The sequence below is a fragment of the Bradyrhizobium arachidis genome (genome assembly GCF_024758505.1).
In the GTDB taxonomy this organism is placed as follows: Bacteria; Pseudomonadota; Alphaproteobacteria; order Rhizobiales; family Xanthobacteraceae; genus Bradyrhizobium; species Bradyrhizobium manausense_C.
In genome coordinates this window covers 3862623-3882846 of sequence record NZ_CP077970.1, presented here as the reverse complement: position 1 = coordinate 3882846, position 20224 = coordinate 3862623, and the positions used below count along the sequence as shown (strand labels likewise).

At 63.7% G+C, this 20224-nt stretch carries 20 protein-coding genes; 9 read left to right on the top strand and 11 right to left on the bottom strand.

Annotated elements, in window-relative coordinates; all coding sequences use genetic code 11:
- Nucleotides 1–36: 36 nt before the first annotated feature.
- The gene (locus tag KUF59_RS17665; RefSeq protein WP_212458446.1) at nucleotides 37–1026 is read right to left on the bottom strand and encodes a Bug family tripartite tricarboxylate transporter substrate binding protein; all 990 of its coding nucleotides are present in this window, start codon (nucleotides 1024–1026) and stop codon (nucleotides 37–39) included.
- Between the two features lie 935 nt (nucleotides 1027–1961).
- Between KUF59_RS17665 and KUF59_RS17660 the strand changes: the two genes are divergently transcribed.
- Complete coding sequence (locus KUF59_RS17660) at nucleotides 1962–2213, top strand: hypothetical protein (protein ID WP_249140309.1); 252 nt, start codon at nucleotides 1962–1964, stop codon at nucleotides 2211–2213.
- A gap of 21 nt (nucleotides 2214–2234) precedes the next feature.
- Here the strand turns inward: KUF59_RS17660 and KUF59_RS17655 are convergent, their stop codons facing one another.
- The 5 genes from KUF59_RS17655 to KUF59_RS17630 all read right to left on the bottom strand — a co-directional run bounded on the left by KUF59_RS17655 (nucleotide 2235) and on the right by KUF59_RS17630 (nucleotide 6989).
- Nucleotides 2235–2450, bottom strand: coding sequence for a hypothetical protein (locus KUF59_RS17655; RefSeq protein ID WP_212458444.1), 216 nt, complete (start codon nucleotides 2448–2450; stop codon nucleotides 2235–2237).
- Nucleotides 2451–2638: 188 nt separating this feature from the next.
- Nucleotides 2639–2905 (bottom strand): GlsB/YeaQ/YmgE family stress response membrane protein, encoded by a 267-nt coding sequence (locus KUF59_RS17650; protein ID WP_212458443.1) that lies wholly within the window; start codon nucleotides 2903–2905, stop codon nucleotides 2639–2641.
- 727 nt (nucleotides 2906–3632) lie between these two features.
- Entirely contained in the window at nucleotides 3633–4676 is a 1044-nt protein-coding gene (locus tag KUF59_RS17645) for a class I SAM-dependent methyltransferase (RefSeq protein ID WP_408918099.1), read from the bottom strand.
- Between the two features lie 270 nt (nucleotides 4677–4946).
- Nucleotides 4947–5957 (bottom strand): UDP-3-O-(3-hydroxymyristoyl)glucosamine N-acyltransferase, encoded by a 1011-nt coding sequence (lpxD, locus tag KUF59_RS17640; RefSeq protein ID WP_212458581.1) that lies wholly within the window; start codon nucleotides 5955–5957, stop codon nucleotides 4947–4949.
- Nucleotides 5958–6626: 669 nt separating this feature from the next.
- Nucleotides 6627–6989 (bottom strand): hypothetical protein, encoded by a 363-nt coding sequence (locus tag KUF59_RS17630; RefSeq protein WP_212458442.1) that lies wholly within the window; start codon nucleotides 6987–6989, stop codon nucleotides 6627–6629.
- Nucleotides 6990–7009: 20 nt separating this feature from the next.
- Here KUF59_RS17630 and KUF59_RS17625 point away from each other — a divergent pair, with 20 nt between their 5' ends.
- Nucleotides 7010–7147, top strand: coding sequence for a hypothetical protein (locus KUF59_RS17625; protein WP_212458441.1), 138 nt, complete (start codon nucleotides 7010–7012; stop codon nucleotides 7145–7147).
- 199 nt (nucleotides 7148–7346) lie between these two features.
- Here the strand turns inward: KUF59_RS17625 and KUF59_RS17620 are convergent, their stop codons facing one another.
- The 3 genes from KUF59_RS17620 to KUF59_RS17610 form a co-directional block, all read right to left on the bottom strand.
- Nucleotides 7347–8912, bottom strand: coding sequence for a S10 family peptidase (locus tag KUF59_RS17620; protein ID WP_212458440.1), 1566 nt, complete (start codon nucleotides 8910–8912; stop codon nucleotides 7347–7349).
- Nucleotides 8913–9027: 115 nt separating this feature from the next.
- Nucleotides 9028–9333: a hypothetical protein gene (locus KUF59_RS17615; RefSeq protein ID WP_212458439.1), complete on the bottom strand. Its 306-nt coding sequence runs from the start codon at nucleotides 9331–9333 to the stop codon at nucleotides 9028–9030.
- 92 nt (nucleotides 9334–9425) lie between these two features.
- Complete coding sequence (locus KUF59_RS17610; protein WP_212458438.1) at nucleotides 9426–11915, bottom strand: caspase family protein; 2490 nt, start codon at nucleotides 11913–11915, stop codon at nucleotides 9426–9428.
- Nucleotides 11916–12310: 395 nt separating this feature from the next.
- Between KUF59_RS17610 and KUF59_RS17605 the strand changes: the two genes are divergently transcribed.
- From KUF59_RS17605 to KUF59_RS17590, 4 genes are all read left to right on the top strand, one after another.
- On the top strand, nucleotides 12311–14209 hold the full coding sequence (locus tag KUF59_RS17605; RefSeq protein WP_212458437.1) for an autotransporter outer membrane beta-barrel domain-containing protein: 1899 nt from the start codon (nucleotides 12311–12313) through the stop codon (nucleotides 14207–14209).
- 170 nt (nucleotides 14210–14379) lie between these two features.
- Nucleotides 14380–15159, top strand: a complete 780-nt coding sequence (locus tag KUF59_RS17600; protein WP_258769737.1) for an NAD kinase — start codon at nucleotides 14380–14382, stop codon at nucleotides 15157–15159.
- Between the two features lie 91 nt (nucleotides 15160–15250).
- Nucleotides 15251–15796 (top strand): response regulator, encoded by a 546-nt coding sequence (locus KUF59_RS17595; RefSeq protein ID WP_212407024.1) that lies wholly within the window; start codon nucleotides 15251–15253, stop codon nucleotides 15794–15796.
- Nucleotides 15797–15826: 30 nt separating this feature from the next.
- The gene (locus tag KUF59_RS17590) at nucleotides 15827–16405 is read left to right on the top strand and encodes an Hpt domain-containing protein (RefSeq protein WP_212458435.1); all 579 of its coding nucleotides are present in this window, start codon (nucleotides 15827–15829) and stop codon (nucleotides 16403–16405) included.
- Between the two features lie 177 nt (nucleotides 16406–16582).
- Here the strand turns inward: KUF59_RS17590 and KUF59_RS17585 are convergent, their stop codons facing one another.
- Both KUF59_RS17585 and KUF59_RS17580 read right to left on the bottom strand, forming a co-directional pair.
- Nucleotides 16583–17752 (bottom strand): DUF2336 domain-containing protein, encoded by a 1170-nt coding sequence (locus KUF59_RS17585; protein ID WP_258769736.1) that lies wholly within the window; start codon nucleotides 17750–17752, stop codon nucleotides 16583–16585.
- Nucleotides 17753–17899: 147 nt separating this feature from the next.
- Nucleotides 17900–18922: a transglycosylase SLT domain-containing protein gene (locus KUF59_RS17580; protein WP_258769735.1), complete on the bottom strand. Its 1023-nt coding sequence runs from the start codon at nucleotides 18920–18922 to the stop codon at nucleotides 17900–17902.
- A gap of 222 nt (nucleotides 18923–19144) precedes the next feature.
- On the opposite strand from KUF59_RS17580, the gene KUF59_RS17575 reads away from it, so the two are divergent.
- The 3 genes from KUF59_RS17575 to KUF59_RS17565 all read left to right on the top strand — a co-directional run bounded on the left by KUF59_RS17575 (nucleotide 19145) and on the right by KUF59_RS17565 (nucleotide 20217).
- Nucleotides 19145–19615 carry an Arm DNA-binding domain-containing protein gene (locus KUF59_RS17575; protein WP_258769733.1) on the top strand — a complete coding sequence of 157 codons (471 nt, stop codon included), beginning with the start codon at nucleotides 19145–19147 and terminating at the stop codon, nucleotides 19613–19615.
- Between the two features lie 2 nt (nucleotides 19616–19617).
- Nucleotides 19618–19815, top strand: a complete 198-nt coding sequence (locus KUF59_RS17570) for a hypothetical protein (protein ID WP_258769730.1) — start codon at nucleotides 19618–19620, stop codon at nucleotides 19813–19815.
- A 114-nt stretch (nucleotides 19816–19929) separates the two neighbouring features.
- Nucleotides 19930–20217: a hypothetical protein gene (locus tag KUF59_RS17565; protein WP_258769729.1), complete on the top strand. Its 288-nt coding sequence runs from the start codon at nucleotides 19930–19932 to the stop codon at nucleotides 20215–20217.
- The last annotated feature ends 7 nt before the right edge of the window (nucleotides 20218–20224 follow it).

The window sequence follows — 20224 nt, the reverse complement described above, 5'->3', positions numbered from 1 at the left end:
CGCGACGCGCCTGTCGCGCCACGCCCGTCCTCCAGACTACGCCGGCTCCAGCCCGAGCGACTGCGCCGCCTCGAGCCACACCGGCAGCTCGCGCTGGTACAGCGCGTTGGTGTCCTTGAAGCCGAGCGCCGGCTCCAGCACGAAGGTCGCAAGTACCTCCTTCACCTTCGGATCATTATTGGCGGCGACACACAGCCCGGCCGGCCGATCGACGATCGGCTGCGGCGTCGCCTTCGGCAGCGCCCAGCCGGTGAAGCCGCTCACGGTGAAGAACTTTGCGGTCGCACCCTGCTCGGGCAGGGTCTTGATGGCCGGGATCGCGTCGACCTTCTTCGAATGTACGGCGAAGACGACGCCGCGATCGCTTTGCAGGACGGGTTGGGCTGCCGTGTAGCTGCCCATCGCGACATCGAGCGTGCCCTCCATTAGGCCGGTCCACATCGGCGCCTCGCCGCGGTAATGGACCGGCTCGATGGTGAGACCGTACTGCTTGTTGAGCTCGTTGATGGTCATGTGCGGGGCCGAGCCCGCGCTATAGGTGCCGAAATTGACCTTGCCGTTCTTGCGCGCGAAGGCGACAAAGTCCTCCAGCGTCTTGACGCCCGTCTTCGGGCTCGCGATCAGCGGCAGGCCTGCGCCCGGGATGACGCTGACCAGCGTCAAATCCCTGTCCATGTCGTAGCCGGGATTCTTGATGGTCACGCGGTTCATGATGTAGGTCGTCAAGATCGAGCACAGAATGGTGTGACCGTCCGGCTCCGCGCGTGCGACCTCCTGTGCGCCGATCGCGCCCGAGGCGCCTGCCTTGTTCTCGATCACGACGGTCTTGCCGACCTGCTTGGCGATGAATTCGCCGAAGGCGCGCGCGAGCAGGTCGGTCTGCCCGCCCGCCGGATAGCTGCAGATCATGCGGATGTTTCGCGTTGGCCAAGCGCCCTGCGCCGAGGCGCTGCGCGGGAGGAACGGCATCGTACCCGCGCTCGCCGCGGTGGCGATGAAGCGGCGGCGATTGATGGTCGCTGACATGACTTCCCTCCCTGTAATCTTCTTGGAAGGGTAATCGCATCGCCCAATCTCTGCCATCCGCGAAAGGCGGGTCAGATTGGCGCATTCCTAAAGCGCGATGAGATTTGGATGGACCGTCATTGCGCAATAGGTCCTTGTTTGAGCATGATCTCCGCGCAAACGCGTTCCGCGTTTGTCGCGAGGGAAAACCGCTTCACGCTTTACCGGATCATGCTCTAGGGCGCGTACTCATAGAATCGGTTGCTTGGAATACCCACTTGATGTCGGCTTGCCCCCTGACAGCGGCAGAAAAACGGACATCCAACGACTTCGCCTTCGGGCCATAAGGCGACATTGGATGACCTGATGTGCTGACGACGCGTGGTGAGGGCAAGTACTGACTTGCGGTGCTGAGCGATTGGCCAGCGCGACTTCGAAAATTTGAAGGGCCGTTGCCGCGACCGAGATGCATTTTGATGCGCCCGATCATTCAAACTACTGCTTCGGCCCTGATGGACGGGCATTATTGCGCAGTCACCAACAAGACCTTCGCCCAACTCGGACATAGTTGCTGACGGATCATTGCACCCTAGGACAATTGCAGGTCTGGAATAGGCGGCGCATGACGCAGCATCTCACCCGATCAGCGCAAACGACCCGGTCTTACACTCCCGCAACTCCCCCGGGGCCATTCGCGTCTTCGTCGGGCGAGGGCGTTGCCGAGCAGAGTTGACCTCGTTGATGGTGGCGCCTCGCTGTTCGCCATCTGCAATTGTCAGGGAAGGAGAACACCAATGTTGCGTAATGCACTCACAGGTTTCGCGGCCACCCTCCTTGTGGGCATGGCCTTTATTCCCGATGACGCGCTGGCTTACCGTGGTGGCGGCGCCCGTGCTGGCGGAGGGGTCCACGCGGCAGGTGTCCGAGGCGGTGCTGTTGGCGTTGCGGGCCGTGGCGTGGCCTACCGCGGGGGGGCCTATCGTGGGGCTGCATATCGCGGGGCGGCCTATCGCGGCGCGGCGTATCGAGGCGCGGCGTATCGTGGCGGGTATTATCCTTATCGCGGAGCGGCGGTCGGTGCCGCAGCAGTGGGAGCCGCAGCGGCCGGTGCCGCCGCTTACGGCTACTACAACAACAGCTACGGCTACTACGGCAATAGGGGCTGCTACCAAGACGCCTACGGAAATTGGATCTGCCAGCAATATTAGCGTGGGTCGCGGCGTGCCGGACTAATCGCCTGCAAGACCAAGCGCCATGAGGTGGTTGCCCACAAAGTTCAAGAGCAACATGATGATGATCAGTACACCGATCACCACTACTGCGATGTTGGCGACGCGTCGAAACGGCTCGCCGAGCGGGTTGATGTCGATTAGGAAGCGCAAGAGCCAAATCACGAGGCCGATTACGACGACGTAGATGATCAGATAGATCAGGCTAGCGAGCATGGCAGGCCTTCCTTAAGTTTCGCGCGGGCAAACGCTTTGCGTCGGAATCTGTCGCGGCTTCGCTGCTTCGGCAGAAGGTCCGCTTCGCAGTGAAATGACGCGAAGGGCCTAAGCCGACCTCCCTCGATGCGCGAGCAGTGTGGCAGGCCTACCTACGCGCCGATCTTTGGGCCGACTGAGGCCTTCCGTCAGGCAGCGCGTCCCTGGCGACCTGCAAAAAAGCCATAGACAAAGAGGACGATTATTGCGCCGACCACGCCACCGACAAAGCCCGCAGATTCTCCGGGCGTATACCATCCGACAGCCTGGCCGAGGTAAGTCGCAACGAACGCGCCTACGATTCCCAAAATGGTTGTTAGAATGAAGCCCTTCGGCTCAGTCTTGTCGCCAGGCATAATAAGCTTGGCAATTATCCCAACGATAAAGCCAATGATAATTGTCCAAAGGATGCTCATCTCATCGCTCCTTTCTTGAAGCCGACAATCGGTCAGATCGCTTGCCGACAGAGGGTTACGCGCAGGCTGTCTGCCTCGCCGTCAGCAATGGCGGCGAACGGCGCACCTCGTCGTCCGCCGCGCTACTCCGGCCACGTGTCCGGCAGTGCCGGTGATTTACTTCGTAGCTGCACCAGTTGTACCGGTGGTGCTCCCGGTGCTTCCCGTCGTGGTGGTGCCACGCCGCACATCACGTCGCTCCTGCCGTGCATCGCGTCGGTCTTCCCGACGATCGCGCCGGCCTTCACGCCGGTCTTGACGTCGCTCCATGCCGGCGGTTTGGGCTTCCGCGTCCGACACCATCATCGCAGGTAGAGCTATGAAGCCAAACGCGGTCGCCAATCCGAGAGAAGAAAGAACCTTGCGCCGAGAAATCATCGGATCCTCCTTGCAGGAATTCTGCCCGTGGCAAGGATCAACCGGCTTGGTCGCCTCCGCTTGATCTACATCAGTGTCGGCCGCCAATGATTGCTCAGTAGCACTGACCTGTCTCGCGAGAGGGAGAGTTCGGTGCTGTGGCGAAGCAGTGCAAATCCGACTTCCGCTCCGGGTCAACAGCGGCGTCGGGAGGTGCGGCCACCCGCTTCCGGTCTAGCCCGATGAGCCGACAATCTCGGAGCTGGCCCGCACTTCGCATTGGGGCCATTTGCAGACTCGTGCACCGCAACAAATGTCGGGCCCGCATCGTTCAGTTGGCTGGCAGCGCCCAGGCCGCCCTCTCACCGTCGAGCATAAAATCGCGTCTGATCGGCACCGCGTCACGTTTGGTCGACAGCAGCAATTGAAACACCATGTGAGAGCCATGCAAGAATTCGAGTTCGACGGCGGCAAGATAGAATTCCCACATCCGGCAGAACCGCTCGTCATAGATCGCAGCAGCCCGGGCCCGATTTTTGGCGAAGCGCTCGCGCCAGTGTTTCACTGTGTAACGATAGTGCAGCCGCAGCACTTCCATGTCGTCGCACCACAGACCGCAGCGCTCTGTTGCGGCGAACGTCTCGGATAGCGCTGGCACATAGGCGCCAGGAAAGATGTACTTGCGGATGAAGGGACCGGTGGTGCCAGGCTGCGACATCCGGCCGATGCAGTGGATGAAGGCATAGCCGTCAGGCGTCAGAAGCTCGCGGATTTTGAGGAAATACTCGTCAAAATGCCCGATGCCGACATGCTCCATCATGCCGACCGAAACCACCCGGTCAAACTGTCCGGTGAGTTGGCGGTAGTCCAGTTCGCGAAACACGACACGATCGGAAACGCCTGCGGCCTCGGCGTGAATGCGCGCTGCCTTGATTTGCTCGGGCGAAACATTGACCGCGGTGACATGGGCGCCGGTTTCGCGCGCCAGATGAATGGCAAAACCGCCCCAGCCAGAGCCGATCTCTGCGACGGTCATGCCAGGGTTCAATTGGAGCTTGCTGGTGGCGTGGATCAGCTTGTTGCGCTGCGCCTGTTCCAGGGTTTCATGCTCGGTATCTCGAAAGTAAGCGCAGGAATATTGCATCTGATCGTCGAGGAACAGACGGTAAAGTTCGGTCGAGATGTCGTAATGATGACGGGCATGCGCGGCCGCAAGCCCGATTGGATTGGCCTGATGCCAGCGGCGCAGGCCGCGCCACACCCGCCGCATCAGCTTCTGTGAGCCATAAGAATAAAGCCCGGCGCGGTTGACCGAGAACAGAAACAGAAAATCATGAATTGCTGCACCGTCCTCCAGCGTCAGCGTGCCGTCCATATAGGCTTCTGCAGCGTATAGCTCCGGATTGATGAACAGCTTGGCGTAGAGCTTGCGATCGCGGAGGCTGATGGTGACATCGGGCCCGGGCAGACGTTCGCCAAAAACGTGGACCTTGCCGTCGACGTCGCGGACCCTCAAGGTACCCTGACGGATGAAACGTCGCAGCAAAGTGGACAATGGATACACGCGGTACGTCCTTTGCAGTCGCCGCAAGTCTGTGCCAACTTGCCCGAAAGAACCACGCGGCCCGGGCTTTTGTAGAACGAGTCATTCTTTCTTCTTTGCCAACTTCATGAGCGTGGCAATCTGCCGGAAGAAGTCCTTTTTCGGTTGGGCTGGGCTTCCAAGCACTTTGGCACCCGGATCCAGATCCGACATCAGACCCGCCTGCGCCCCGATCTCCGCGCCCCGTCCGATCCGAAGATGCCCGGCCAGCCCCGCCTGCCCCCCCACGCGGACGAAGTCCTCAAGCACGGTCGAACCTGAAATACCGACCTGTGCGACGATGACGCAACAGCGGCCGAGGACAACATTGTGACCGATCTGCACAAGGTTATCGAGACGTGAGCCGGCGCCAATCAGCGTGTCTTGCGATGATCCTCGATCAATCGTCGTATTGGCACCGACTTCGACGTCGTCTTCAATAATGACTCGCCCAAGCTGGGGGACGGAGAGAAATCCATCCTTGGTCGAGGCAAATCCAAACCCTTCCTGTCCGATCCGAGCGCCTGGATAGACGTAGACGCGCGCTCCAAGGAGCGCGTAGCTCAGACTCACATGTGCGCCAATCCGGCAATCTCGACCAACAATCACCCCGCCGCCGATAACTGCGCAAGGTCCGATCCGACAGCCAGGTCCTATTTCTGCTCCGGTCTCAATCACAGAAAGCGGTCCGACCTCCGCCGACGGATCGACGACCGCTCCGTCCGCAACAAATGCAGACGGGTGAATACCTGGAGACGGCGGAGGCACCGGATGGAACAGTGCCGCAACGCGTGCCCAGGCAGCGTATGGTTCATTCGTTACGATCGTCACCGCTTTCGATGGCACTCGCGCAGCCATATCAGGATGCACGATGACAGCACCAGCCAACGTCTGATCCAGTGCGGAAGCGTAACGTCGATTGTCTAGAAAGCTCACTTCCTTCGGGCCAGCCGTCTGAAGAGGGGCCACTCCTTCCAGGAGCAGCTCGACTTCATCTGCAACGCCGCGTGCTGTACTCGCAACAACTGCAAGTGAAAATGGTCCACTTCGGCGAAAGAACCTCGGGTTGCCCAAAGTCGCTTTGATCATCACCGTTCCCGGCCGCAGATCGAATTCGAGTACCAAGCGATGAGCGTCAATAGCAGGGTGGATACGGTGAATACCCACAGGCCCTGTTATAGCGATATGCCCCGTAAGCACCGGCTCCCACCGCTGCCGCACCGTAGTAGGCTCGGCGATGCACTCTGCGATTGACGCCTGCTACGCTCATCGGCGTGAGTGGTCGCCCAACTCTCGCTTCAGCACGATCAAGGGATACAGACACCACTTTCGCCGGCGAGTAGTGAGGCGACAACGGAGCTGCGGTTAAGAGCGCCGCAGTCACGATCAATCCGAGAAGCTTGGCATTTCTTTTCATGCTGTTCTCTGCTGGTAGGAGGACGATCAAACCTAACGTGACGTGACGTGCCGCGTCTTGCCGTTGACCTAAATCAATACGGGATCAACTTCGAATGCGCCGCACAAAATGGAGCAGAGACCCTATGCCGGTCTTGGACGGCAGCGGTGTCGTGCGTCACACGAAATCCGACACGGTGATGACCGCTCCGGGTCAACAGCGGCGTCGGGAGGTGCGGCCACCCACTTCCGGTCTAGCCCGATGAGCCGACAATCTCGGAGCTGGCCCGCACTTCGCATTGGGGCCACAACCGGACTCGGCCTTCCGGGATAACAGGCTCCATCCACCTAGTGCTTATTTCGATCCCTTGCTTTCCTTGGAGGGACAGCCTCGGGGTGGGCTGCGACAAACGCGGCCTGCAAACACGTGAGCAGTTCGACGTAACTTTGGACACCTATCGACGCTGTGCCCTCGCAACGATTGCGAACGTCACTGGGGCTGGTCGCCCATAAAGTGCTTACCTGTTGTTGCGCCTCCTTTTCGTCTTTCATGCAATCCGAGAAACTCTCAACGGCAGTAAGTCCGTGCGCTTTGGCTTCTTCCACTGTTGCTTTGCATCCCGCCTCCACGTTCAGCACTGGAACCTTGTCAGCGATCGGTATCGTGGCCGGTTGGCCCATTAGGGCCAGCGATAAGAAGACAATCTTCATTTTTAGTCCCTCGCAAACAGATGGTCCTGCTCGCAAGTTCTGAAGGTCCAGAAAATCACCTTTTGATCTGGCGCAAGGCTTCGCAGCGGAAAGTGATTTTTTCCCTGGCCGGAGCGGTGAAGCTGAAAGAGGTTTATGACTTCGGCGGCGTCAAGTAATGCCCGCTTTGGGTCATGAACGCCAAAACTGCAAGTGAGCATAATGCGTCTGCTTTCTGGCGGATAGCGACCGAACTTCTCGCTGGCGAGTCAAGTTGAGCTTGCCCTCCAATTCGTGATTCAAGGCCGATCGCTTCTCTGCCATCCGCGAAAGACGGGACAGATTGGCGCATTCAAAAGACCGTACCGCGGAAATCGTTCACTTCATCATCTTCTCGACTTCGCCGCGAAGCGCCTGGCGCGAGGCGTCGCGCGAATAGAACATGTGGCCGCCGGGATAGACCACGAGTTTTGCGCGCGGCGGTGAAGCGAAGGCGGGCAACTGATCGAGCACCAGCTTTGAGCCGAAATATGGGGTTGCGATATCGAACAGGCCATGCGCGACCAGCACGCTCATCTTCGCGTCCGTAGCCAAGATCTGGCGCAGCTCCGAGATCGACTGGGGCGGGTTGATGCCGTGGCCAAAATTCCAGTTGCGCTCAACGGAGCCGTTGAGGACTTCGTAGGAGCCGTCGGGACGCCAATTCAGCTTGCGCGTCGTCAGGTCGACGGCGGCGCTGGTCAGCGGCGCCTGGAGCGCATCGCCGGAAGGGTCGCCGAAGCGCGACGAATTGGAATCCGGATTGGGATCGAAGCCGCGGACCGAGGCGTCGTAACGCCCCGTCACCTTGCCATTCCTCCGATCGAGCTCGCGCTGGAATTCCGCGACGTCGAAGCGGCCGGCTAGCCTGCGGCTCGTCGCCTGGTCGATGCCGGTCAGCGCCGAGACCTTGTCGGCAAGACGCGTGGTGGCCTCGGCATCGGCCTGGCCCTTCATGAGGTCGTTGAGGAATTCGCCTCTTGCGTAAGTTTCGACGTCGGCGAGATCGGCGCGCGTCACCGCGCCCTTGCCTTCTCCCTTGGTCTCGCGCGCGACCGCCGCGTAGCTCGGCAGCGTCGCGACATATTGCAGGAGGCTCGTGCCGGTGAACTCGCGGAAGTCGAACAGCGGCGAGATCAGGATCAATCCCTTCACGCCGACGCCCTGCTGTATCTGGAGATTGCGCACGACTTTTGGCCCGCGAATGCCGCCATAGCTTTCGCCTGCGACGAATTTCGGCGAGGCGAGCCGCTCGTGCTTCTCGAGCCAGCGGCGGATGACGAGCCCGAGCGCGGCGACGTCGCCATCGACGGAGTAGAAGCGTTTTCGCGCCTCCTCGCCGCCCGTCACGAAACGGCTGTAGCCGGTGCCGACGGGATCGATGAAGACGAGATCGGTGAAGTCGAGCCAGGTCTCGGCGTTGGGTTTGAGCTCAGGCGAGGTCGACGGCGTGACAACGTCGGCGTTGATCGGCAGCCGCCACGGTCCGGCGGCGCCGAGCTGAAGCCAGGCCGAGGACGCGCCGGGACCGCCGTTGAAGAAGAACGTGACCGGCCGCGTCGCGCGATCGGTGCCGTCGAGTTGATAGGAGGTGTAGGCGATGTCGGCCTGCGGCTCGCCCTTGTCGTCGAACAGGCGGATCGAGCCTGCGGTGGCGCTGAAGTTGAGGGTGCGGCCGGGCAGCTCCAGCGTCTGGCTGGTCGTTGCATCAGGCGGCAGGCGATGCTGCTCGGTAGTGGACGGCGAGCCCTGCGCCTGTCCACCTGCACCGCGCGCGCCACCCTTTTGCGCGGTGGCGGCGGCGTCGGGACGCGGCGGCGCATCGTCGGCATGGGCCGCGCCGACGATGACGAGTAGCGCCAGCGCAAGACCTGAGCGGCGCAGCGCGGGCAAACCAATCGACATGATGCATCTCCCTACCCGGTCGCGCATACGCCCGCGACACGCAAATGGCGTGCGCGGAGGTAACTGAAAATTACGACGGATTCACGTTGCGGGCGATCACGCCCTAGCGAGGATGCTAATAGCCGATGCCGAGCATCAGCACGTACTGCCGGCCGCACCAGATGCTGGAGCAGGTATAATCGCGCGCGACCGGCGCAAAGGCGCGACGGTAGATCGCGGCTGTGCGATGAACTGTCCGGCGGCCGACATGGGCGACGCGATGCCTCACGGGCGCAGGCTTTGCCGTCTCCTTGGCCACCTCCTGCGCCGAAATCCGGTCGTTCGCCTGGTCGGCGGCGGAAGCAGGCTGCGCCGTCACTATTCCGACGGACACGGACATCACGGCCGCGAGCGCCAGTGAATGACGGTAAAGGCTGTGCATGACCTGCTCCTTCGTAACTCTAGTTCTCTTACGCTCTCATCGGACCGATCCCGATAACGCCAGAACCGGCCGATGGTTTCAACGTTTCGACATCAGAATCCGACGCCGATCATCGTGCTGTGACCGCCACCGCCACCACTGACGATGCTTGGGCGCGCGACCGCCTGCTGGCGGGCGCGCGGCGCTTCGGTTTCGGGCTTGGCGCGGCGGGCCGGCTCGCGCTCGGCGGTTGCCGCCGGCTTGCGGCGCGGCTTGTCCTCGTCGTCGCTCTTGCGCGAGGCGGTCGCCGGTGCGGGTTTTTCGTTGGCGACGCAGACGTCGCCCTTCAGCGTCTCGTCGCTCTTGCACTGGAGCGGGCAGACCCGCGTCGCATGCTTGGTCAGCTCGGCGACGAGATCCGTCGTCACGCTGATCTTGTCGGGCTGGGTCGGCTGGCCGCCGATCGCGAGGTAGCGGACCAGCGCAGCGCGGGTCGGGTCGCTCAGTCTGCCGTCCGGCTTGCCAGTCAGGCAGCCGATGCGAACCAGCTCGGTCTGCGCCGAGGTGACGAGCTGCGGCGAGTTGGGCTGGGTCGCCGCGCGCTTGGCGGCTTCCACGTTGAAGCGATCGATCGCGGCGACCACGACCGGGCCGAGCCGGTCGCAGGTCACGGTCTTCGAGAACGCCTTCAGGTCGTCGATGCCGGAGCCGTCGCTGCCCTTGTCGCTGTCCTTGGCGATGATCGCATCGAGCCTGCTTTGCTCGCTCTTGCAGGCAGCCTCCCTGGCGGCGGCGAGCTCGGCCGCCTTGCGGGCCTCATCGGCTTCGCGCGCCTGCTTCTCGGCGGCCGCTTTCGCGGCGGCAGCCTCGGCGGCGATCCGGTCGCGCTCGGCCTGCTCGGCCCTTTGCTTGGCTTCCTGTGCCTTGCGCTCGACCTCCGCGGCTTTCGCCAGCCGTTCGGCTTCCGCGGCGGCGGCGCGGCGCTCGTCCTCGAGGCGCTTCTTCTCGGCGGCTGATGCTTGCTTGGCAGCAGCAATCTCGGCGCGCTTGCGCGCCTCTTCGGCATCCTTGGCCTGCTTCTCAGCGGCCGCCTTTGCGGTGGCAGCCTCGGCGGCGATCCGGTCGCGCTCGGCCTGCTCGGCCCTCTGTTTGGCTTCCAGCGCCTTGCGCTCGGCTTCTGCAGCCTTGGCCTGCCGCTCGGCTTCGGCCTCACGTGCGCGCCGCTCATCCTCCTGCCGCTTCTTCTCGGCGGCGACGGCGGCAGCCGCCGCCCGCGCCTTCTCGGCGGCCTCGGCCTCGCGAGCGCGGCGCTCGTCGTCCTCGCGCTTCCTCTGCGCGGCAAGCTCGGCCTTCTCCTGATCGGCCTTGCGCTTGGCCTCTTCGGCGGCCAGCCGCGCCGCCTCGCGCTCGGCGCGCGCCCTGTCCTCGCGCTCCTGGTTCGCCTGCTTCAACATGTCGACACGCTGCTGCGCGGCGATCGCGAGCGGCGAGTCCGGGAAGCGCTTGACGAAGCGCTGCAGCGCCGGGATGTCGACGCTGTCCTTGATCCGGTCCCACTCGATCTGCTCCTTGGTCGGCGGAGCATCGCGCGGCGGCGCGGGTGCTTGCGGATAGGCCGCGACCTGGACGTTGGGAGGCGCCGCCTGCGGCTGGTTGCCCAGGGCCTCCATCTGCGCGCGGGCCAGTTCGGCATAGAAGCCGGTCGGATGGGTCGCGAGAAAGACCTCCCACGCCCGCTTCGTGCCGATCTTCTGCACCAGATCGTAGTCAGCCTTGACGTCGCTGACCGGCTGTTCCTGCGGCACTGCCGGCGCAGGCACAAGGGAGATGGTGCCGCCGCCGAGCGCACCGTAGACGAACGGCTCCTGACGGTTGCCGGTCGCCTTCAACACTTCGTCGCGCACCCGCCCGAAGGCCAGGCGAACATCGAGGCCGGGCACCGGCAGGTTTTTCAACACCGACGTCGTGAACGGGCTGTGCTCGCCATCGCCGTCGTCAGCCGTCGAGCCCGCCTTCGCCGCGTAGGCGATCAGCGTGTCCGTCGAGGTCGGCTCGACCTTGCCGAGGCCGCCGCTGACGGCGCGGGTCGCGCTATTGCGCCGCTCGCGCCGCATGGTGGTGACGAAGGGGTTGTCGCGGCAGGCGTCCAGGATGACCAGGCGCAGCCGCTTGGCACCGTCGGCCGAGGAGACCAGCCGCTCCAGCGGGATCGCCTCGTCATCGGCGTCGCGGTCGCTCGCCAGACGCGCATCGACCGGGATCAGGTAGTTGGTGCCGCCGATCTCGAGGCCGTGGCCGGCGTAATAGACCACGGCGATATCGGCCTGATCGGCAGTGGTCTCGAACTTGCGGATGGCACGCTTGAACTCGAGATTGCCGACATTGACCAGCGTCTCGACGGTGTCGAAGCCGGCATCGCGAAACATCCTTGCCACCGAGCTCGCATCGCGCGACGGATTGGGGAGCTGCGGGACCGACTGGTAGGTCGAGTTGCCGACGACCAGCGCCACGCGCCGCTCAGCGAACGCGGAATCGGAGCCGAGGGCCACCAGCAGAATGGCCCCGCCGATCCTCGCCGCAAGTGCGATAAGGCGCCTGATCATCGAAATTTCCATGCCGGGCAAGCGGCGCCGCACATTTCCTCAAGTGTTGCTTGAGGCGAGAATTGCGCGCCGGCCTACCCGAAAAATTCGCTAAGTTTGGCCGAAGTTTATCGCCGCGGTGGGCCGCGATCAATGTGCCGAAACGGGCTTGTACAGGATGGTATTCCGTGCGGCCACAAGGCCAGCGTGACCGATGTCACAACCTCGCCGCTCAGATCTGCGGCATCCCGCCACATCGGGGTGTGGCGGCCGGGGTACAGCGTCGCGGAAATCCGCGACAGGTCACATGGAACAGGGTCCATCGACCTTTTCGAGCGCGCCAGTCCTGCAATAGGCTTTGTTGCAGATTGTTTCGCATGCGCGCGCCGATTCTATTTCTTCGATTGGAGACTGCAATGAAGTTCTTGGCAGGGACCCGCCTGGGGCGGACGGGAATTGCCAGCATCGTGGCAGTGGCCGCACTCGGGGCGTCGCACGCAGCCATGGCCGACTGCTCCGGTACGGGCGTAGCCGGCGCGCTGTCTCCACTGCTGCCGTTTGCCTCGGGCGGTGCGGTCAACTCGCTGATCTCGGCGATTAACACCGCCAATACGGCCTTCCTCACCCAGTCGAGCGCATTCGTCAGCGCGCCGCCGAACCCGAAGCCGAACCAGGAAGGTGGCGGCGTCTGGGCGCGCGCCATCGGCGGTGACATCACCACCAAGAGCACCAGCACCACGACGAACATCTCGGTCGTTGGCGTCCCCGTGCCCGGCACGATCACCTGCAACAACTCGACCAGCCTTCAATTCGCCGGCGTGCAGGCCGGCACCGACGTGGCGCGGCTGAACTGGAACGGCTTCAACGTCCATGTCGGCGCGACGGTCGGCTATCTCGGCGCACGCGCGCGCGACAAGTCGTCGGCCGGTGCGCTCAACCCGCTCGGCGGCACGTTCGAAGACAATCTGCAAGTGCCGTTCGCCGGCATGTACGCCGCCATCACCAAGGGCGGCTTCTTCATGGACGGCCAGCTCCGCGCCGACTACTACCAGAACTCGCTGAACGACCCGCTCGTCAGCGGCTTGTTCAGCCAGAAGCTCGACGCGCGCGGCGTCGCCTTCAGCGGCAATGTCGGCTACAACATGCCGCTCCAGAACAACTGGTTCATCGAGCCGTCGGCCGGCATCGTGATCTCCAAGGTCAAGGTCGATCCGCTCACGGTCACCGGCACCCTTGTTACCGGCACCGGCCTCACTTTGCCCGGCACGCTCCACGTCAACGACATCAACAGCGAGCTCGGCCGCCTGAGCATCCGCGGCGGCACCACCATCGCGTCGGGCAACATGATCTGGCAGCCCTTTGCGATCGCCAGCGTCTACCACGAGTTCGAGGGCGCGATCTCCTCGTCGTTCGACAACGCCGGCCTGCCGGTCCCGCTGAACCTGCTCTCCGGCGCGGGCCAGATCTCCTCGACCAATATCGGCACCTACGGCCAGATCGGCGTCGGCGTCTCGGCGCAGGTCGTCGGCACCGGCCTGCTCGGCTATCTGCGCGCCGACTATCGCGAGGGTCAGAACATCCAGGGCTACAGCCTGAACGGCGGCATCCGCTATCAGTTCACGCCGGAGATGATCGCGCCGGCGCCGATGTACGCCAAGGTTCCCGTGAAAGCGCCGGTCGCTGTCGTCGCGCCCTATGACTGGAACGGGTTCTTCGTCGGCGGCAGCGCCGGCATCCTCAACGGCCGGACCGACTGGGACTTCGTCGTCCCCGGCACCTCCACCAATCCGCGCTTTGCCGGCGGTCTCGGCGGCGTGCAGGCCGGCTACGACTGGCAGCGTGCCAAGTGGGTGTTCGGCGTCGAGGCCAACATCAACGGCACCAATGCGCATGGCGCGCGGCCCTGCCCGGCCGTCGATGCCACCTGCGAAGCCTGGGTGAACTGGATCGGCACCGCCACCGGCCGCGTCGGCTATGCCTTCTGGGATCGCTCGATCGTCTACGGCCGCGGCGGTCTCGCCTACGGCAACACCAAGGTGTTCGGCTCCTGCAACACCGGTCCGAACAACGTCTTCCAGATCAACTGCGGCCCCAGCGACACGCAGACCAGGCTCGGCTGGACGCTCGGTATCGGCAGCGAATTCGCGCTCGCCAGGAACTGGACGGTCCGTTCGGAAACCAACTATTACGACCTCGGGACGAAGCGCTATTCGCTCGCTGGCGAGCTCCTCGACGTGCGCGAGCGCGGCTTCATCACCACTGTCGGCGTGAACTACCGCTTCAATCCCGGCGGCACGGTCGTCGCCAAATACTGATCCAAAATACTGATCCCGCGCCAATCGGGACTTTTTTACCCTGAATCCAGCCGGGCGGCCGTTTTGACGGCCGCCCGTTTGCATTCGGGGCCGGTCACCTCGACAATGGCCGCGGAGGTCTATAGAGGACCCTCCGCGCAACCTTCGTCGAAAAGCGTGTCCGTGTGCCCATGACAAAATCCCCGCGATATGACCGGATCGCCTTCGTCGCCAGCGCCGGCACCGAGGCCCAGGCCGCGTTCACGCAGCTCACCGCCGCCTACGGCAATTGCGATCCCGACAAGGCCGACGTCGTCGTGGCGCTCGGCGGCGACGGGCTGATGCTGCAGACGCTGCACCAGAACATGCGCACGGGGAAGCCGATCTACGGCATGCACCGCGGCACAGTCGGCTTCCTGATGAACGAATACTCGACGCACGATCTGCGGGCGCGGCTCGAGGCCGCGCATGAGTCGGTGATCCATCCGCTCTTGATGCGCGCCACCGACGTGCATGGCGTCGTGCATCTTCATCACGCGATCAACGAGGTCGCCCTGTTTCGGCAGACCAACCAGGCCGCGCGGTTCAGGATCCTGATCGACGAGCACGAACGCATGTCAGAACTCAGCGCCGACGGCATCATGGTGGCGACGCCCGCGGGCTCGACCGCCTACAACCTGTCCGCCCAGGGGCCGATCCTGCCGATCAACGCGGCGCTGCTCGCGCTGACGCCGATCAGCGCCTTCCGCCCACGCCGTTGGCGCGGCGCGCTGCTCCCGAACAGGGCCTTTGTCGTCATCGAGGTGCTCGAAGGCGACAAGCGGCCGGTCGCGGCGGCCGCCGACCATGACGAGGTGCGCGACGTCCGCCGCGTCGAGGTGCTGTCCGACCGGACCATCTCGATGCGCATGCTGTTCGACCCCGGCCACAGCCTGGAAGAGCGGATTCTGCGCGAGCAGTTCGGGCATTAGCGCCCTGCCGGCCCGCTTTGAGCCGATCGCAACGCTTCGTTAACCCCGGGCGCGATATGGTTAACGAAGTCTACCGCTTGGCCCGGGCGTCATGTTCCGCATCGATTTCAACAAGCTGCGCTTCCTCGTCTGCGACGACAATCCGCACATGCGCCGCATCCTGCGGACGCTGCTGCACTCCTTCGGCGCGCGCGAGGTCTACGAGGCCGAGGACGGCGCCACCGCGCTGGAAATGTACAGCCACTACGTGCCCGACATCGTCATCACCGACTGGTCGATGCCGATCTTCGACGGGCTCGAGCTCGCACAGATGATCCGCCAGCCGGAATCCAAGGGTAACCCCTACGCGCCGATCATCATGCTGACCGGTCATTCCGAGAAGCGCCGCGTCACCGTCGCGCGCGATGCCGGCGTCACCGAATTTCTGGCCAAGCCAATCTCGGCAAAGGGCCTCTATCAGCGCATCCTCAACGTGGTCGCCAGTCCCCGGCCCTTCATCAAGACAAAGACCTACTTTGGCCCCGACCGCCGCCGCAACACCAACTCCGCCTATATGGGCCCCGAACGCCGCGTCGGCGAAAAGCACGAGGTGATGCAACAGCCCTCGCTGCTCGACAAGGCGCGGTCCTCCATCTAGCTGAAAGCATCAAGCCGCGAGGCAGGCATCATGGCCAAGAACAGCGCACGGGACATCGAGGTCAAGGCCTTCGCCACCCACCACGTCATCACGCAGCCCAATCCGCTGCGCAAGGTGCTGCGCCGGGTCGAGGACAAGGACATGGACGATCCGGTCGGCCGCGCCGAGCAGGCGCTCGCCGGCCTCTCCGGCGAGTTCAAGGACTGGATGGCGATCGAGGCCGGCCGCCTCGCCACCGCCTATGCGGCCGTGCAGACGATCGGCTTCACCAAGGATGCGCGCGACGAGCTGTTTCGCGCCGCCCACGACATCAAGGGCGATGCCGCAACGTTCGGCTATCCCTCCGCGGCCGTCATTGCCGAGAGCATGTGCCGCGTCATCGAGCATGCACCCGACCTCGCCAGGGTACCGACTGAGCTGTTCTCGCACCACATCAACGCCATCCAGGCGATCGTGCGCGAGAACACCAAGCTCGACAGCATCTCCGTCGGCAGCGAGCTGAGCCGCCGCCTGCGCAAGGTCGCCGACGAATATCTCGCCCACGTCAACCGCGACCGCCCCGAGCATCTCGAAGCGGTGCTGGCGCCGAGCATCGTGCCGGGGGAATAGCGCTCTCCGTTAATGCGAGCTGCCGTAGGGTGGGTTAGCCTTGCGATTGCGCAAAGCGCAATTCGCTGGGTGTAACCCACCACTTTTCTGTCAGCGCGGAAAGTAAAGAGGTGGGTTACGCCTCGCAGACTGCGCGTCGCGCAGCCTGCGGGGCTAACCCACCCTACAGATTCTTTGTTACGCCGCCGCCAGATCGTAGTGCACGATCGTCTCCTCCGCGGCGAGCTCGTCGCAGAACAGCCGCGCCTCTTCGCGCGCGGATTCGGTCGCAAAGCGCCTGAGCAGGATGAGCAGCGGCTCGGTGGCGCCGCGGTCGGTCTCGCAATGGGTGAGCACGCGCTCGACCATGCGCCGGCGCAGCCGGGCGGCGCCGTCCTGGCTGTCGACAAAACCGTTCTCGTGACAGGCATCGAGCGCAACCTGGAAGGCCGCGAAGGTCGATTCCGGGAAGCCCGCGCGGCGGAGCAGCGCGTGGAGACTGCTGCCGCCGCGATCGTGCAGCAACGCGGACACGCGCGCCAGCGGCAGATCGGACAGTTCGGAGAGCGCCGCGTCAAACAATTCGCGATTGCCCGAGAGCAGCGCGCGCAGGATCAGGCCGGCGGTGAGCTGTGAGGTCGCGCGCAGATGGTGCACGAGGCCCTGCATCTCCTCGCCGCGCGAGCGCGCCGCGATGTTGATGGTGGAGCGGTCGCGCGCTTCGGTAGCAACGCGCTCGGCGCGGTCCGCGCTCAGCCAGTTGCGGGCGACCACGAACTGGGCGAGCGTATCGGACAGCTTTGCGACCAGCGCGGCGCGGGTTGCGGCCGGCAGATCCTCCAGCACCAGCATCGCCTCGCGAATCGCGGCGAGATGGCCGTGACGCTCGACGATGCGGTCCCAGGAGAATGGCGCGAGCTCGGCATAGGGATTTTCGATCAGCTCGAGCGCTGCGGCCGCGCAGCCGACCTCGGCGATCGCGGCACAGACCGATGCCGGCAGCGAAATGCGGCGCGCGACCGCACACTGCACCTCGTTGTTGCCGGTCGCGACGATGTCGACGAGGTCGGCATCGATCAGCAGCGGCGAATGTTCGAGCACGGGCAAGGCGACGGAGGGCTGATCGGTCGAGAGCGCCTGCACGATCGCCGCCGGCGCATCAGTGCTGCGCGCAAAGGCCTCTGCCATCGCCTGGCGCACAAGGGGGGACGGATCGTCGAGCAACATCAGCAGCGCGCCTTCGGCGGCGATGCGGTCGTCTGACGAAAGATCTGAGATCAACCAGGCACGGGCCAATGCCCGCGTTGCCTCGGCCCGCTCACCCGCCGAGGCCGTCCTGATCCAATTGATGAACTGCCGAACGATCATGGTCCTTCCGGCTTACGCAACGAAAACGAAACGGTGACCCCCGTCACCTGCAAGACAAAATAAACCACGACGCTTAACAAAGCGTTCACTATAACTGCTTGGGTTTATTGACGTTTTGTTAAGGGCTGCAAATTTTGCAGCGTACCGTCAGCTGCTGAACGCGCCGTAGCGATCGCTGAAGAGATCGAGCGGCTGCGGCGGGCGGACGTCCGGTGTCGCACTCGCGACCGAGGTCAGCGAGGCGTTGTTGCCCCAGAGTTTCTGCACCGTCGTCGACACCGGCTGGCTGGTATCGCCCGGCTGATAGATCGAGCGAAACACCGGCGCGTTCACGGTCGAATTGTCCGCGACCGTCGTTGCCGACGTCGAGCTGACGGGAGTCACCGAGCGCGTGTTCGGGAAGGTCTGCAGAAAGGAAGCATTGTCGATGACGGGCGCGGTGGCCTGCACGGCGTTGGCGCTTGCCACCGCCGTCGTCGACGGCGTTGCGCCATAGAGCGCCATGGCGGTGCGCGTCGCCTTGGAATTCGCCGCGCTGGCATAGCGCGAGGACAGCACCGAATAGACCTCGGAGACGCTGCGCGCGCTGCCACTCTTGTCGTAGAAGATCGAGCGGTTGGCCGCGGCAGCGTTCGGAAACAACCGCGCACCGCTCGCGCGCGGATTGTCCTCGGCATTGGCGATCAGCTTTGCCGCGCCGCCGACGCCCATGAAATGCGCCATGTACATTTCGCTGTCGCTCGGACGGCGGCCGAGCAGACCCGTCAGCTTGAAGCTGTTGGACTGCGTCAATACCGCAGCCATGTCGGAGGCGGCCTGCGGATCGTCGCGCAGCTTCATGATCGAGCGCTTCATCGATGCGTCGGCCACGGTGTAGCTGCCCGACGACGTCCTGGTGATGGCGTCGGCATAGCTGCCATAGCCGAGCTTGCCGCCCGCCTCCTTCACCGTGCCGAGCCAGGTCTGATCGATGAACTGATAGAGACCGTGCGCCGACGAGGTCGAGGCGCCCGCGGTCGGGTTGAAGTCGGATTCCATCTTGGCGGTCGTCAGCATGTATTCGAAGCTGACGCCGGTACGGCCGGAGGCCTGCTTGATTGCGCCGGCTACCCGCGCGCGGGACGGATCGATATTGCCCGTCAGCGTGGCACTTGAATTGTCGACCGACATGATGGTGCCGCAAGCGCGTTGGCGGCGCCGGCAATTCGGCGCCCTGTCGTCTCACCCTGGGACAGGTATGGTTAATGCGGGGTTAACGGGGGCCGCCTTTGCGCCCCCTTGCATTCGGCCCGCTAGCAGGCTTAAGTCATTGAAATGATTGTATTTTCCGTTGCGTACCGTTAAACGCGGTTAAAGGCAATTAAGCCCGATTTGCTAGCGGAGCATTAGTTTATGGCGACCACCCCCAACCGGAAGAAACTCACGCACTTGCTGGTGTGGAAGGCTCTTCCCTCCCAACAGGCATACCTGATCTGGGACACCAAGCAGCGCGGCCTCGCGCTGCGCGTCGAGCCCACCGGCTATCGCGCTTACAAGGTCATCTATCGGCATGGTCGCAGGACGCGATGGCTGCATCTTGGAGCCGCGGATGCCATCGGCTTGGAGGACGCGAGACTGATGGCGGCAGAGCACATGCTGGCGGTGGCCAAGGGCAACGACCCTGCGGCAGAGAAGAAGGCCGAGCGGGGGCGCGGCACGTTCGAGGAGTTGGCCGCGCGCTATGTCGAGGAATACGCGAAGAAGAAAAATAAGTCGTGGCCGCAAGCTCAGAAGCTTGTCGCCAGAAATCTGCTCCCCCGGTTGGGCAAGCTCCAGGCGGACAAGGTCACGCGTGCGGCAAGGGCGGGCTGCTGGGATACCTGAAGATGCTCGCGCGCAAGCATCCTAAATACTACACGCAGCTTCTCGCTCGAGTGCTCCCGCTCCAGGTGTCGGGGGGCATCGACGTCGGCATCATCGGCGAGGTCAACATCGTGTCGGTGCCCACTGCGCGCTACCTGTCGCCGGAGGACGTCGCCCGCATGTTGCAACCACCGGACGACGCCGCCGTATTGACGGAGTGAGAACCTAAAGTTGGCTCGGGATCACAAGTCTTTGGCGCGATCGGACAAGACGGCGCATACGACGGCCTGACATATACGACTCAACGACGTCCCAAAATCACAGGCACCACGACATTGACCACGTACGACGAACTCAAGGCCGAGCGCGATGCGCTCCGCGCCCAACTTGCCAAGGCGCGTAACCACAAGAAGCCCTACGACGAGATGACCACCGCGGAATACCGCGCCGCGCTCAACAAACTCGGCCTTTCAATCGTCGGTTCCGCTGAACATCTCGGCGTGTCACACCGCCAGTCGCAGCGCTACGCCAACGGAACGGCACCCGTCGCCGCCCCGGTCGCGAAGCTTCTCCGCCTCGCCCTCCGGATCGGACTCACCGCCGACGATCTCAGGGCCATCTGATCTGAAA

Coding starts and splice junctions, on each gene's coding strand:
- KUF59_RS17570 (WP_258769730.1), top strand. CDS start 19,618: ATGCTCGCGCGCAAGCATCCTAAATACTACACGCAGCTTCTCGCTCGA.
- KUF59_RS17625 (WP_212458441.1), top strand. CDS start 7,010: ATGGTCCTGCTCGCAAGTTCTGAAGGTCCAGAAAATCACCTTTTGATC.
- KUF59_RS17590 (WP_212458435.1), top strand. CDS start 15,827: ATGGCCAAGAACAGCGCACGGGACATCGAGGTCAAGGCCTTCGCCACC.
- KUF59_RS17645 (WP_408918099.1), bottom strand. CDS start 4,676: ATGGACGGCACGCTGACGCTGGAGGACGGTGCAGCAATTCATGATTTT.
- KUF59_RS17650 (WP_212458443.1), bottom strand. CDS start 2,905: ATGAGCATCCTTTGGACAATTATCATTGGCTTTATCGTTGGGATAATT.
- KUF59_RS17600 (WP_258769737.1), top strand. CDS start 14,380: ATGACAAAATCCCCGCGATATGACCGGATCGCCTTCGTCGCCAGCGCC.
- KUF59_RS17610 (WP_212458438.1), bottom strand. CDS start 11,915: ATGATCAGGCGCCTTATCGCACTTGCGGCGAGGATCGGCGGGGCCATT.
- KUF59_RS17580 (WP_258769735.1), bottom strand. CDS start 18,922: ATGTCGGTCGACAATTCAAGTGCCACGCTGACGGGCAATATCGATCCG.
- KUF59_RS17655 (WP_212458444.1), bottom strand. CDS start 2,450: ATGCTCGCTAGCCTGATCTATCTGATCATCTACGTCGTCGTAATCGGC.
- KUF59_RS17575 (WP_258769733.1), top strand. CDS start 19,145: ATGGCGACCACCCCCAACCGGAAGAAACTCACGCACTTGCTGGTGTGG.
- KUF59_RS17585 (WP_258769736.1), bottom strand. CDS start 17,752: ATGATCGTTCGGCAGTTCATCAATTGGATCAGGACGGCCTCGGCGGGT.
- KUF59_RS17615 (WP_212458439.1), bottom strand. CDS start 9,333: ATGCACAGCCTTTACCGTCATTCACTGGCGCTCGCGGCCGTGATGTCC.
- KUF59_RS17620 (WP_212458440.1), bottom strand. CDS start 8,912: ATGTCGATTGGTTTGCCCGCGCTGCGCCGCTCAGGTCTTGCGCTGGCG.
- KUF59_RS17665 (WP_212458446.1), bottom strand. CDS start 1,026: ATGTCAGCGACCATCAATCGCCGCCGCTTCATCGCCACCGCGGCGAGC.
- KUF59_RS17630 (WP_212458442.1), bottom strand. CDS start 6,989: ATGAAGATTGTCTTCTTATCGCTGGCCCTAATGGGCCAACCGGCCACG.
- KUF59_RS17595 (WP_212407024.1), top strand. CDS start 15,251: ATGTTCCGCATCGATTTCAACAAGCTGCGCTTCCTCGTCTGCGACGAC.
- KUF59_RS17605 (WP_212458437.1), top strand. CDS start 12,311: ATGAAGTTCTTGGCAGGGACCCGCCTGGGGCGGACGGGAATTGCCAGC.